General features: G+C 32.3%; 14 protein-coding genes. 8 read left to right on the forward strand and 6 right to left on the reverse strand.

What is annotated here, in order from left to right; all coding sequences use genetic code 11:
• Window position 1: 1 nt before the first annotated feature.
• Entirely contained in the window at window positions 2–1,480 is a 1,479-nt protein-coding gene (locus KPL75_RS26885; protein ID WP_219918692.1) for a spore germination protein GerXA, read from the forward strand.
• Window positions 1,467–2,627, forward strand: coding sequence for a spore germination protein GerXC (locus KPL75_RS26890; protein WP_219918694.1), 1,161 nt, complete (start codon window positions 1,467–1,469; stop codon window positions 2,625–2,627). The genes KPL75_RS26885 and KPL75_RS26890 overlap by 14 nt, the downstream gene beginning before the upstream one ends.
• 239 nt (window positions 2,628–2,866) lie before the next feature.
• On the opposite strand, the gene bla is transcribed toward KPL75_RS26890, so the two are convergent.
• Window positions 2,867–3,802 (reverse strand): class A beta-lactamase, encoded by a 936-nt coding sequence (gene bla / locus KPL75_RS26895; protein ID WP_215575058.1) that lies wholly within the window; start codon window positions 3,800–3,802, stop codon window positions 2,867–2,869.
• Between the two features lie 469 nt (window positions 3,803–4,271).
• On the opposite strand from bla, the gene KPL75_RS26900 reads away from it, so the two are divergent.
• Window positions 4,272–5,564, forward strand: coding sequence for a hypothetical protein (locus KPL75_RS26900; RefSeq protein ID WP_219921176.1), 1,293 nt, complete (start codon window positions 4,272–4,274; stop codon window positions 5,562–5,564).
• 45 nt (window positions 5,565–5,609) lie between these two features.
• On the opposite strand, the gene KPL75_RS26905 is transcribed toward KPL75_RS26900, so the two are convergent.
• Together KPL75_RS26905 and KPL75_RS26910 are read right to left on the reverse strand one after the other, a co-directional pair.
• A complete protein-coding gene (locus KPL75_RS26905; RefSeq protein ID WP_219921177.1) occupies window positions 5,610–7,082 on the reverse strand; it encodes a sensor histidine kinase in 1,473 nt (490 codons plus the stop codon).
• The gene (locus KPL75_RS26910) at window positions 7,075–7,740 is read right to left on the reverse strand and encodes a response regulator transcription factor (RefSeq protein WP_219918696.1); all 666 of its coding nucleotides are present in this window, start codon (window positions 7,738–7,740) and stop codon (window positions 7,075–7,077) included. The genes KPL75_RS26905 and KPL75_RS26910 overlap by 8 nt, the downstream gene beginning before the upstream one ends.
• A 565-nt stretch (window positions 7,741–8,305) precedes the next feature.
• Between KPL75_RS26910 and KPL75_RS26915 the strand changes: the two genes are divergently transcribed.
• From KPL75_RS26915 to KPL75_RS26925, 3 genes are all read left to right on the forward strand, one after another.
• Complete coding sequence (locus tag KPL75_RS26915) at window positions 8,306–8,983, forward strand: HAD family hydrolase (RefSeq protein ID WP_219918698.1); 678 nt, start codon at window positions 8,306–8,308, stop codon at window positions 8,981–8,983.
• Window positions 8,984–9,154: 171 nt separating this feature from the next.
• On the forward strand, window positions 9,155–9,523 hold the full coding sequence (locus KPL75_RS26920) for a DUF4180 domain-containing protein (RefSeq protein ID WP_219918700.1): 369 nt from the start codon (window positions 9,155–9,157) through the stop codon (window positions 9,521–9,523).
• 190 nt (window positions 9,524–9,713) lie between these two features.
• Entirely contained in the window at window positions 9,714–10,481 is a 768-nt protein-coding gene (locus KPL75_RS26925; protein WP_219918701.1) for an arylamine N-acetyltransferase family protein, read from the forward strand.
• A 19-nt stretch (window positions 10,482–10,500) separates the two neighbouring features.
• Here KPL75_RS26925 and KPL75_RS26930 read toward each other — a convergent pair whose 3' ends face one another.
• Window positions 10,501–10,683 carry a hypothetical protein gene (locus KPL75_RS26930; RefSeq protein ID WP_002013279.1) on the reverse strand — a complete coding sequence of 61 codons (183 nt, stop codon included), beginning with the start codon at window positions 10,681–10,683 and terminating at the stop codon, window positions 10,501–10,503.
• A gap of 142 nt (window positions 10,684–10,825) precedes the next feature.
• Here KPL75_RS26930 and KPL75_RS26935 point away from each other — a divergent pair, with 142 nt between their 5' ends.
• Together KPL75_RS26935 and KPL75_RS26940 are read left to right on the forward strand one after the other, a co-directional pair.
• Complete coding sequence (locus KPL75_RS26935; protein ID WP_219918702.1) at window positions 10,826–11,479, forward strand: YdeI/OmpD-associated family protein; 654 nt, start codon at window positions 10,826–10,828, stop codon at window positions 11,477–11,479.
• Window positions 11,480–11,605: 126 nt separating this feature from the next.
• The gene (locus KPL75_RS26940) at window positions 11,606–12,721 is read left to right on the forward strand and encodes an NAD(P)/FAD-dependent oxidoreductase (RefSeq protein WP_219918704.1); all 1,116 of its coding nucleotides are present in this window, start codon (window positions 11,606–11,608) and stop codon (window positions 12,719–12,721) included.
• Between the two features lie 352 nt (window positions 12,722–13,073).
• Here the strand turns inward: KPL75_RS26940 and pssA are convergent, their stop codons facing one another.
• On the reverse strand, window positions 13,074–13,565 hold the full coding sequence (gene pssA, locus KPL75_RS26945) for a CDP-diacylglycerol--serine O-phosphatidyltransferase (RefSeq protein ID WP_219918706.1): 492 nt from the start codon (window positions 13,563–13,565) through the stop codon (window positions 13,074–13,076).
• Window positions 13,566–13,901: 336 nt separating this feature from the next.
• Window positions 13,902–14,039, reverse strand: a complete 138-nt coding sequence (locus KPL75_RS26950) for a dihydrofolate reductase family protein (protein ID WP_215582079.1) — start codon at window positions 14,037–14,039, stop codon at window positions 13,902–13,904.
• Window positions 14,040–14,068: the final 29 nt, after the last annotated feature.

A 14,068-nucleotide genomic window follows, 5' to 3' on the forward strand; every position in this document is an offset into this window, starting at 1 on the left:
GATGAACAAACGAGTAGAATTAAACGAGAAGATAATATTAGAGTGGTTTGAGGGATGCAACGATGTAAAAGTAATAAAGCGTGAATTCGATGAGAAAGAAAAAACGAGGTCAGTATTGTTTATGTATTGTCAAAACTTAATTGACAATACAAAATTAAAACAAGCCACATCATCCCATGTTTGCAAAGAGCTTTCAAGTAATTCGATAGAAGAGTTTAACCTCTCAACATTAATTCCCCAGTTATCAGTACAGAAATTAGATATGGTAAATTCGAATGAAACTATCTCTCAGATTATATTTGAAGGAAACCTCCTTATTATTTTTGAAGAATCTAAACAAGGATATATAGTTGATATTGCCCAAATACCTACAAGATCAGTTGAACAAACAAATACAGAGATGACCATTCGGGGTGCACGTGATGGATTTGTTGAAGAGTTAAACACAAACATAGGATTAATTAGAAAAAGACTAAAAACGAGTTCTCTTAGTTATGAAGAATTTATTATTGGAGAAAGAACACAAACTAAAGTAGCACTCATGTATTTAAAAGATATCGCATCTCAAGATATCATTAATCAAGTTCGATTAAAATTAAGACAAATTAAAATAGATGGAGTTGTTTCAAGTGCACAAATTGAAGAGTTAATCACAAACAATCAATTTAGTGTATTTCCTTTAGTTGAATATACAGGGCGCCCTGATTATGCTGTGAATTGTTTGCTATATGGGCGTTTTATTTTATTAGTTGAAGGGTCACCAACAGCGACAATTGCACCAGTTACATTTCCTTTTTTTGTGAATACATCGGAAGATCAAGATTTTTTCTATATATTCGGTAGCTTTGTACGACTTGTAAGTCTTTTGGGGATAGCAATTTCTATATTTCTTCCAGGAATTTGGATAGCACTAATTACATATCATCCAGATCAAATTCCCTATACGTTGCTAGCTACATTAAGCTTATCAAGAGAAGGGATTCCTTTTCCAGCTCCTTTAGAAGGGCTAATTATGATGACATTATTTGAAATTTTGAGGCAAGCAGGATTACGTGTTCCTGCCGTATTTGGTCAAACATTATCTGTTGTAGGGGGATTAATTATTGGACAAGCCGCTATTAGTGCAGGAATTGTTTCAGCATCTATGGTCATTATAATAGCAATCTCGGTTGTTTCGACATTTGCTTTAACTAATCAGTCAGTAACAGGAATAATAAGTATATTGCGGTATGTAGTATTCTTAGTATCTTCTTTATTAGGCATAGTAGGATTTATCTTTTGTGTCCTTGTGATGGTGATACACGTAGTAAATTTACGCTCTTTTGGAGTTCCATTCTTTACACCATATTCACCCCCTGTGTTTAAAAGTATGCTAGCAGCCACATTTAGACTTCCTTTCACGTATATGAAAAAAAGACCTAAAGAATTGCATACGCAAGATAATACAAGGAAAAGAGAGAGTACCGATGAAGAAAAATAAAAGAATAGTTATATTTCTTTTTATGATGTGTACGTTTCTAACAGGGTGTTGGGATCAAAGAGAGTTGCATCACGTTTTGTATATAAATAGTCTAGGTATCGATTTTAAAGATAATAACTATATCATCCGTCCGCAATTTATTAATTTTTCTAACATAGCTAAACAAGAAGGGAGCACTACCCGTAATTATAGTCAGGCCTATATTGGAAAGGGAAAAGGCCCCATTTTAGATGAGGCAGCATTTGATTTTTATAAGGGTGCTCAACAAGAAATCTCATGGGAGCATCTCAAAACAATTGTTGTAACAGAGAGATTTCTAAAACATGGTGACTTAAATCAATTTAATGATTTTTTTTCTCGGTTTTTTCAATTTCGAGATACTATGTGGATATTTGGAACTAAGGAGCCTTTAGAAAATATATTAGCGAACAATAATATATTAAATATTTCTCAATTATATACAATCATTAATTTACCAAAAGAGATAACCAAGCAATATACAATAATAGATCCTTTACCTTTATATAAATTCCAAAGAAATTATTATGAACCTGGGATGACAACTCGCATTCCATTCTTAGCTACGACTAAAACATATTGGAAAAAAGGACATACATCATTTCCAATGTTAAAATTTAGTGGTTATGGTTTTATAAACGATAAATCCTATATAAATCATTTAAACAGCCATGATATTGCTGGGGTTCGATGGACGGATGAAAATACCAAACGAGCTCCATTACTATTAAAATTTAACAAGAAAATCATTGGACATATAGTATTAAAAAATCCAAAGATAGATACAAAGCATTTTATTAAAAATGGAAAGTTATGTATGCTTATGAACATCCATTTCGATGCTGATATTTTTCAATTAATAAATTCTATGCCTGTAAATGATATTAAAAAAATTGCAGAGGACCAAGTTGAAAAAGAAATTAAAAAAACGTACCGAAAAGGAATCGAAAGAGGGATTGACACGTATCAGTTATCACATTCCTTATATCGGCAGAATTCTAAATTGTGGAAACATTATAAAAAAGAGGGGGGAATATCCCTTCAAAATAAAGAATTAGATTTAAATGTCTCGATTAATATAGCTACAAATGGAAAATCTAAAAATATGCGTAATATGATTGAGCATTAGAATGGTTGATGATGAAAGGAAACGTAAAATATTAATTCTAAATAGGAGATTCGAACTTGAAAGACCACTACGATGTGGCGTCGTCTTCTTTAGGAATGGGATGAGAGTTCGATTAGGAGAAGAGGGAGGCTTTTGCCTCCTTCTTTGCCTGAAAACACGCTTACATTTCTTAGCGTTTAGATAAGTACAAGTATTTAAAACTATATGTACCGTAAAGTAGGAGCAGCTTAAATTCATTGCTATGATTTATTCGTTACTTTTAAAGCGTCTAACACTATTTTAGTTGCATTTGCAATAAGTTTATCATCGTATTTCGCATCTTCTTTCGCATGATTAGAAAGTATCGCAAGAATAATTGGCTTTTTATTTGGTGGCCAAATGATTGCAATATCATTCCTTGTTCCATAAGACCCAGAGCCGGTCTTATCGGCTACTTCCCATTCTCCTGGAACTCCAGCACGAATTAAGTTGTCCCCCGTAGTATTTCTTTTCATCAAATCTATTAAAAAGTTCCGTTTCTCAATGGAAAGTATATCGCCTAGCGCGTATGCTTGAAGACTAGTAGCTAATGCCTTTGGGGTACTAGTATCACGAGTGTCTCCTGGCTGCACTTCGTTTAATTCTGGTTCAAAACGTTCAGGATTTGTGACAGTATCTCCTATTTCTCTCAGTGATTTTTTGAATTCACTTGGCCCACCTAATTGTTTAAGAATAAGATTTTGTGCAGTATTATCACTATATCGAATGGAAGCATCCGCAAGCTCTTTCAGAGTCATACCTGTATCTACATATTTTTCAGTAATTGGATTGTAATTCACAAGATCTTTGCTAGTATACTTAATTCTTTGATCTAAATCTTTTATTGATTTCTTTTGTAACAGTGCTCCTACAGCAAGGGCTTTGTGGGTAGATGCGTATGCAAACCGTTCATCTGAACGATAAGTAACGGTTTGATTCGTACCTGTGTCCAATGCATAAATACCAAGCTTAGCATCATAATCTTTTTCAAGCTTAACAAAAGATTGATTACTTATATGTTCTTGTGTGGTTTGTTTAGGGGATTCGGATTGAATATTACTATTGGAACAGCCTATAAGCGTTACACATGAAAGTAATACTACAGGGAGCATCTTTTTATAATGTGCAATGTGAAAAAACTTCTTTGAAACTATCATAAATTTTCAACCTCTTTCAAGAATATATGGATTTTGTATAGGTATTTTACATACCTATACAATTAACAAATGCACAGGATAGCACTCCTCTTGTATTTCTTGCATTACAAAATGAGAGGACTACCAAGAACACCTTTTTTATACGTAATAGACAATCTAAGTAACACATTTGTTCCATTTATGATTAAGATTTTGAATATATCCATTAATTTTATTTATAAGAATCACAAAATCCACCTTTTTTGCACGCCACTTAATTTAATGTGGATTTAGATTGAGTTTATCTCGTAATGGGAATTTCAATTGGATTGCGCATATATAACAACCTCGTTTCGGACAGAATAAGTAATAACAACTACTGATTTCATTTTAAGTGAGGTGTTATACGATACATACGACAAAACAAAAAAGACTTGTGGTGCAAAGTATAACTACATTTAGTCTACTAATAACGACTATCTTTACACCCATGCTTATTTACATTGTTTATGGATTACAGATTTCGAAAGGCTTTGAGGGATACTGGCCATCAATCTTGTTTTATACAACTTATATGACGGGTGTGTTTATCTGGATACCTATTGTGAATAAGGCTGGGATTCACCGCTCCTTATATTGGACTGTTTCTATTCTGATAGTATCATTACTTAGTGTTACTTTCTTTGGATGGAGTTCAAGATGGCTAGAAATAAGTGCGTTATTTTCTGGTTTTGCAGTTAGTACAATTTCTACCATGACGAGTACTTTATTGTTTCTACATGTGGAAGGCGGGGGAAAGGTTTATAATAAAAATCAACAAGCGATTATTATTGGTATCGTTTTTCTTTTACTAATAATCGTATTGTTAGCGATTAGTTTTTTATCGCCGCCGCTGATAACATGCATATATGGGATTTGTTTAATCAGTATCCTTTTTGCTATAAAAAAAATGCCGAGAACAGAGTTAGCCAAAGGGCTTTTACCTATCTCCATCGTATCGGTTGTAGGAAAGTTTCTTTTTGTCTCAATGCTTATTCTTTTGATTCGAACAAGTCGTAACATAAATAATGAACAATATATTTTTTATTTTTTTCTACTTTCTATAGCGCTTATTTGTTTCATGTTTTTGAGTTTGTTGAAAGGAAAGTTCTTTCATAAACTTTCATCTTCTTTACCAATTCGATTAAAGGCAGAATCATTTTTACTTGGATTAGGAAATGGATATTTATTTTTGATGGGTATTTTTTATAGTTTTACTTTCTATAACATGTTAACCTGTATTTTCATTGTAGTTGGCCCATACCTATTAGGGATTTTGATGTCCATATTTTTAGATATCAAAGCTGCTAAGAAAGTTAATCCAATCCATTTGTTTTTATTATGTACTTTAATCATGATATTTGGGTTTTATTCTCCACTATTTATAGTCCTTAGCGTTACATTTGGGAGCTATGCCATTAATAGTATTTCTTCTCAAAATAATATGAAAGTATATATGGTGAATGCTACACATAGAGAGCTTTCTTTACTCATTTACACAACATGGAGAAATATGGGGAATATATTTTTACAATTTTTTATATTGATTGTGATTGTGGGAGTAGGGGTCTTTTACGATGTCGAATGGTCGCAACTTTTCCAAACAATTGTTGGGAAGGGTCAAATGCAGATTGAAGGGTTATCCGTACAACGATTGATGTTTATGTTAGCAATTTGCTGTTGGCTTGGCATGGTGGGCTTAGGTATGTGGATTGGTAAAAAAGCTAATCCCAATATTGCTTAAAAAGTAACAATACTAAAACTACAAAAAACAAAGAAACTCGTCCTACTAAGAGGGGAGTTTCTTTGTTTTTTGTTTAGATAATGGAATGTTCATGCAAAATTGTACACTATGTTCCATATTTTTTATAGAATATTTTATATTTAGCGTTTCAAGAATTTGTTTAACAATATATAAACCTAAACCACTTCCTCCAGTATTTCGATTCCTTGATTTTTCAATTCGATAAAATGGTTTGAAAATTTGTTGTATATCTTCTTCTTTAATATTGACACCTGTATTCATAATTTGCATTTTGATTTGACCTTGTTCAGAATCCTCACTTAACTTTATATAGACTTTTTCATTATGTGGTGAATACATAACCGCATTATGGATAATATTTTTACATGCTTTTTCAAAAAGAACACGATCTGTATAAACAGAAAGATCAGAATCAATTTCTGTTATTATTTGGATGGTTTTTTGAGAGGCAAAAAATTCGAGATCTTTTGTGATTGTACCTATTAACTTTGAAAGATTAACTTCTTCTACTTTTAGTTTAAAGGTGTGTTGTTCTAGTTTCGACACGCTTAAAATTTCACGAACTAATTGTTCCATACTTTCAATAATTTGATGATTTTTCTTTAAATATTGATCACGATTTTGATAAGGGCCAATATTGTATATCATCCCTTCTAAGTATCCTTTCATTACAGTAAGAGGAGTCTTTAATTCATGTGCTACAATCGCAAAAAACTCTCTGCGTTTTGTTTCTATTTCTCGTTCTTTTTCAATATCATTTTTTAATTGTTGATTTGCTTTTTTTAAATCAAACATAGCTTGTTGTAAGTTAATAGACATGTCATTCAAACTATTAGATAATTCCCCCAACTCATCTGTAGAGCGAACCTCAATTTTTTCGGAGAAATCTAAATTTGCCAACTTTTGTGCACCCTCATTAATATAAATAAGTGGTTTTGTAATAAACCTGGAATAGAAATAAGCACTCCCTACACCAATTACGAGTACAATGATACTAATATAGGGGAGAAAGCGTACTAAAACCCGGGAAGCTTCATCAATTGGTTGAAATGTAGCAAAGACTATAAGCGTTAAACTACCATCTTGGAATTGAATTGGTTTCGTAACGTTATATGAATTGCTAAGGGTACCTGCATTCTCGAACCGTGTCGCTCTAGTAACTACTGTTGTTTGCGAACCGCTTTGAGTAAAAGAAAATGAAGGAGAGTATTTAATTATTCCCTCATTATTTTGAAGATAAAGCATCGCATTATTTTTTTTGGCATATTCATCAAAAAGTGGTTTCGCATCTTGAAACGTAAGATCTTTAGACTTATCAATGATTTCTTTTATCCCTGTTTGAAGTTGATCTGTTTTGTATTGCTCATAAAACGTAGGGAGAAAGAAGTATAAAGTTAAATAAATCAATACTGCAAAGGATAACAAAATGAGAGAGGTAGTCATAAAGAGTTTATAAGTAATTTGCTTCATCTTCATGATTTTCACAATACTATTCATCAATTTTATAACCAATACCCTTTATTGTTTTAATGTAAGGGATAGCTAACTTTTTACGTAGGTTTTTAATATGTGTATCAATTATTCGTGTTTCTCCAAAATAATCGTACCCCCAAACTTTTTCTACGATATTTTCTCTTGTGAGTACTTTTCTCTCATTTTGAAATAGTAGTTGTAGAATTTCAAACTCTTTTGTCGTTAATAAAATTTCAACTTCATTTACATATACTTTATATGCATCAACATCGACACGCACTTCTTTAAAAACTAAATGATTATTTACATTTTTATCATAACTTCTTCTCAGTACAGCTTCGACTCGTCTAATCAAAACATGAAACGAAAAGGGTTTTGTTATATAATCATCGATTCCAAGATCGAACCCTTTCATTTGATCTTCCTCTTCTTCCAACGCAGTTAGCATAATAATTGGTACATTTGACTGGCCTCGAATCATCTTAGATACTTCAAATCCATTAAGATTGGGCATCATTACATCTAGAAGAATTAAATCAAAGGATTGCTTATTAAATTGTGTCATACCCTCTAATCCATCTGATGCGACTACAACTGTATACTGTTGTGTCATTAAAAATTGTTTAATTAATTCCTGAATTTCTTGATCGTCTTCTACCACGAGAATATGATAGTTTTTCATAATATCACCTCTGGTAGTCATTATAGCCTTACTATCTGGAGTTTATGTGGAGATAAATTAGGAGATTTCACAAGACGGTTATTGTGTTAGCTTCACGTTCAATAAGATGAACGATTAATATTTAAGAAAAAATAATGTATAATAATGTAAATTGGGTGTGATTTCTTAAATTGTATGAAAATATACTTTTACTTCTTTACCAAGAGGAGAAAAGGAAATGAATTTCAATATAAAAGAAGCTACTGTAATTCTAGAGCGTGTGCCACAAACTTTGGAGTTTTTTTTATCTAGTTTATCCGGCGAATGGCTACATTGTAATGAAGAGGAAGGAACTTGAAATACATTCGAAGTAGTTAATCATTTAATTGATCCGGAGAAAAACAACTGGATTCTAAGGCTAGAATTAATTCTCAGGGATGGTGAAAATAAATCCTTTACTCTGTTTGATTGTTATTCTCACATAAATAACAACTCTCTTGGTAAACCAAAAGTTTAAAGGTATGAATTAGGGATTATTTATATAATGCGAGAAAGGTTGTGAAATGATTTGAGGGGTTATAAAGCAATGCTATTTGATTTAGATGATACGTTACTTGATAGGGATAAGGCAGTAGATAAACTGTTTTCCATTATTTTAGAGGAGTTTTATGGGGATGTTGAACAACATGCAGTAAAAAACGAAATGCTACAGAAATTCAAGGAATATGATAAAAAAAGCTATGGTCATAGTGATAAAGTAAAGGTTTTGGAATCGTATTTTAATGAATTCCCACCGAAATATAGATTACCACGCAATTGCATTCAAGACTTTTGGAATAATAATTTTCCAAACTGTTTTTCTATAAACCAAAAAACTATTAATATCATAAATACTATAAAGTCACATATTAAAGTTGGAATTATAACAAATGGCTCAACTCAGAGGCAAAAAGCAAAAATAATTAACACGAATTTGAATCATTATTTTGATACAATCATTATTTCTGAAGAAGCGGGGTTTAGTAAACCTGACAAACGCATATTTGAATTAGCATTAAATAAGCTAAATGTACAATCAGAAGATGTACTATTTGTTGGAGATGACTTAGAGAAGGATATTGCTGGTTGTCAAAATGCAAATATAAAGGGCATATGGTTCAATCCTAATATGATTAAGAATAATACCGACACTAAACCATATGCCGAGATTACTTCTTTTGATAATTTATTAAGTTATTGTGGAGAGATAAATTTTCAAAAATAGTAAAAAGATAGATTACCCTTAATTTCATTGACCGTATGAGAAGTCTTAAAACAATATTTATTTACGATGATATAGAGGATATTGAGCCAGGAGCAAATCATTTATGTGTGTTAATGAAAATCTACACAGCATGTTTAATATATACTTTATAAATTATAGAGGAGTGAGACTATGGAAATAAAGAAAGTAGTAATTGGCGGAATAAATATTGCCGTCGTCAGAAACGATAGAGTATTAATATCCGACGTTCAATCTGCATTAGATCTCATGGCAACAGTACAATATGAAGCGGATTCAAAGTGGATTGTTATCAATAAGTCATTAATAAGTGAAAGTTTCTTTGACTTAAAAACACGTCTTGCGGGTGATATTCTTCAAAAGTTTATTAATTACAGCGTAAAAATTGCTATCGTCGGGGATTTTTCTATGTACACTAGTAAAAGCTTAAAAGATTTCATTTATGAATGTAATAAAGGTAAGGATATTTTTTTCTTAGCAACTGAGCAACAATCAATTGAAAAGTTAAGCTCATTGAAATAAAGATATAAAATGTATTTCGAAAGAGGCATCCGTGATGGTGCCTCTTATTTGTATTTTTATATAAATATGTTTTTCAAATTTAAATTTTGTACCGGTACAGTAACTGCAAATGTACATTGTTACAATATCCCTTCAAATTTACAATCAGCATATATTATTTTAACTTATAACTTATTAAGGGGTGCTGAATATGACAAAGCTACAAGATCAACTTTTTACAAGATTAAACCTTGAAAAACGTACTGAAATAAAATTTGAAGAATTAAGTACAATACTCTTTGCATTTGCCCACACAATCCCGTTTGAGAATTTAGATGTAATAGCAAGTAATGCGAATACAATTTCTATGAAAAACTTACAAGAGAAAATTTTAACTAGTTCCCGCGGTGGGCTTTGTTATGAATTAAATACTCTTTTTTACTATTTTTTAAAAGATAGTGGTTATGATGTACAACTCGCACTAGGTACCGTATATAAAAATGATATAAACGCTTGGGCACTTGAAGATGGGCATATAACAATTATTTTAAATTACGAAAACGTAAGGTACTTAATTGATGTAGGTATTGCTTCATTAGTACCTCTTGTGCCAGTACCGTTTACTGGCGAACTTGTTTCTTCTAAAAACGGTTCGTATCGAGTAAGGCAAAAAGATACGAGTAAAGGAAACTATGTTCTAGAAAGAATAGATGTTGATGGAGAATGGAAAGTTTGTCATGCTTTTTATAAACATATTATTGATGAGACAGTAGTAAACGATGTTCAAAGAAGAGTGATAGAAGATGAGAAATCTATTTTCAATAAAGGACCTATTGCAGTAAAATTGACGGATTTCGGTCATATTTCTTTAACAAATACAAGTATAACTGAAATTAATTGTGGTCAAAAAACTAAGCGTGAAATTACAGAAGATCAATATAGAGAATTATTATATATTTTATTTGCTATTGAGTTGTGAATATAAAAATAGCCGGTTCTTATTCAGAATCGGCTATTTTTATTATTTTTGGTTTAAATGGTTTTCGTCTAATATGTTTCGGGAACTGTGGTATAGTTAATGTTTTTAACGTTTCCTCAGCTTCTTCATATGTATGAAAAACTGGCTCTTTTCCATTATCTCCTTGCAAAACTAGCCCTTCATCTCGGATTACATACGGCATAAAACCGCTCCTTATAGTAAAAAATTATGGTCTATTGAAACAGAATGATACGATTTCAAGTTTAATTTTCTTAATAGATATAATACACTAGAACAGTATAAAAAATATATAAAATGAATATTGAATGTAAAGGAAGATTATAATGTCAGTTATTGATAAATTGAAACTAAATAAGTATACAAATCTGGTCGTAATTAACGAACCAAGTGACTATGACATTTTCACGGGTAAAGAAACATCATTTTCAAAAGAACATGATGCTATTTTTATTTTTGTTAAAACACTTGATGAAATGGTGAAACAAACGAATTTTATTATTAGTAATGAAGAATTACTAATTGAAAAAGGTTACGTGTTTTTCGCATATCCGAAAAAAGGTAATGCTCGTTACAGTACGTTTATTCACCGTGATGAGATGTTTCCGGCATTAAACGTTGGAGATGATGGATATGTGGGGGAAAGCGAAATTAAATTTGCGCGAATGGTAAGTATGGATGATGTCTTTACAGTTGTAGGTTTAAAACGTGAAAAGAAAAAAGCGAAGAAAACACCTGCAGCGAGTCAATGTGTTGCTGATTATGCAGATCGTATTCAAGATGTTGAAGCATTATTGGCTAATCATCCAGCTGAACTTAAGTTTTATCAAAGTTTAACTCCTGGTTATCAAAAAGATTGGGCACGTAATTTATTTTCTGTGAAACAAGAAAAAACACGCGATAAACGTCTTGAGAAAATGATTGAAATCCTTTCACAAGGCTATAAAACAATTGAATTATTCCGTAAGAAGAAAAAATAATGATTAGGAACGTCACAATGATGCAACAATTAATTGCAAAGAGTACATTGAAAAGAGGATTCCTTTCAGTATACTAAAGTATGTTCTTATATTTAAATAATTAGCAAAAGAGAAAAGGTGTTTGAAATGAAATCGTATATTGTAGTTGGATCTGGAATTTTAGGGGCATCTACTGCCTATCATCTTGCTAAGGCTGGTGCGAAGGTTACTATTGTAGATCGTCAAGAGTTAGGTCAAGCAACTGACGCAGCAGCAGGTATTGTCTGTCCGTGGCTGTCGCAACGTCGTAATAAAGCATGGTATAAAATCGTTAAAGGCGGTGCACGTTACTATTCTTCGTTAATTCAGCAATTAGAAGAAGACGGTGAAACGGATACAGGTTACAACCGTGTAGGTGCAATTAGTTTACATACTGATGAGAAAAAACTAGATCAAATGGAAGAGCGAGCGTATAAACGCCGTGAAGATGCACCGGAGATTGGTGAAATCACTCGCTTATCAGCTGAAGAAACGAAAAAATTATTCCCACCATTATCTGAAGAATATAGTTCTGTTCATATTAGTGGCGCTGCACGAGTAAATGGAAGATTATTACGCAACGCATTAATAAGCGCTACGAAAAAGCATGGTGCAACTTTTATAAAAGGTGATGCAGTATTAGTCCGTGAAGGGAATCATATTACGGGCGTTAAAGTAAATGACGAAACAATTGTAGCGGAAAAGGTAATGGTAACTGCAGGCGCATGGGCGAACGAAATCTTGAACCCATTAGGAATTAATTTCTTAGTTACGTTCCAAAAAGGACAAATTGTTCATTTACAAATGAAAAATACAGCAACAGAAAATATGCCAGTTGTTATGCCACCGAATGATCAATATATTTTAACATTTGATAATGGCCATGTCGTAATTGGTGCAACGCATGAGAATGATACTGGTTTCGATCACCGTGTAACTGCAGGTGGTTTACATGAAGTGTTCCATAAAGCATTAACTGTAGCGCCTGGTTTAGAAGATGGTACAATGATTGAAACAAGAGTTGGCTTTAGACCGTTTACACCAGGGTTCTTACCTGTTATTGGGCCACTACCTAAGTTTGAAGGTATTCTCATTGCAAATGGATTAGGCGCTTCGGGTTTAACAGCGGGACCATACTTAGGATCTGAACTTGCTAAACTTGCATTAGGACAGCCAATTGAATTAGATTTAAATGATTATGACGTTGCTGGGGCAATGGAATAGTAATAAACAAAAAGATTAGGAGTGATTTCCTAATCTTTTTATTATGTTATTTGGGCGGTAGGAGTTCTTTTAAACAAGGGGTACCACCACATCGCTATCAAGCTAAGAAAATAAATAATCCACAAAACGAAAAATTTTTGCCTTTTATAGCAACGAAGAGCATTTTTATCGTTTGAGGCATTAGAGAAGAAAGGTTGATTCGTTCAATATAGAGGCGAATATCCTTTCTTTTTATAAATATCAGAAATATAAACAATAGCCTCAAAAACTGGAGGCTATTCAATTTCACAATCTATTATGAGCAATTACAATAGGTAAGCTCTTTAAAGTCTGTCCCATCGCTGAATCCCAATTAAAATTTTTTAAACCTAATTGGACTTACCATTAAGAGAGCGAGGATTAATGTAATCCATGCATTGCTATATGAAAACAATCCCATACCAGCCAATGGTAATCCAGCAGCTGGAATAGGTAATCCCTTAAAATATCCAATGGTTGGTTTTACACTAAATTTAGCTAATCTTAAAGCACCCATCGTTGGGAAAAGGATAAATGCCAAAGAAGTTAAAATAGATGGTGTTGCTATCGAATGAAATAAAAGTGCAGGAGCAACTCCAAAACTAACAATATCAGCTAAGGAATCCAATTGTATACCAAACTCACTGTTCACTTTTAATTTTCTCGCAATTCTTCCATCAAGGAGATCTAAAATAGCTGAAAAGAAAATAAAAATGGAGGCTACTTCCAAATAGTCACTCATATTCATGGTAATTGAAAAAACACCGCACAGTAAATTTCCAATCGTAAATAAATTGGGTACAGCTTTTACTATCTGATTGAACAAGGTTGTCCCCCCTAAGTTGATCAAACTTCACATTTATGTAGCATTTTCTATATATTCTTCCGTTATTCTTGAAAATATATGACCACTGTATGCTAAGTAACTTTCGACAAGAGAAAAGCCGATTTCCTGTACGTTATGTTGGTTTATAAACGTGTTTAATCAAAGCTAAGTCTATTACTGCTGATTTACCTAATTTTAAAAGCCCGTTTTTGAAAAAAAGAGTTATCAAAATAGGCTCTAAATATATTTTATAGAATCACTTTTTATAAAATATGTTTGATTATTTTCGGTACGCGTTGTTGAACATTAGCACCCGATAGTTAAAGTGCCGAGTAGTCAAGCATTTTCCTCCGGTTGGTGGATAAGACCAACCACTCCTGTTTTAAATGTATTGGTTTTTATAAGTTTAAGATTGATTTTGTCCGTAATTTCTTTAAATAAAGGTAGTCCACTGCCTAAGACTACAGGAAACATATTAATCCGATATTCATCAATCAAGTCAA

The organism is Bacillus sp. NP247 (assembly GCF_018966865.1).
In the GTDB taxonomy this organism is placed as follows: Bacteria; Bacillota; Bacilli; order Bacillales; family Bacillaceae_G; genus Bacillus_A.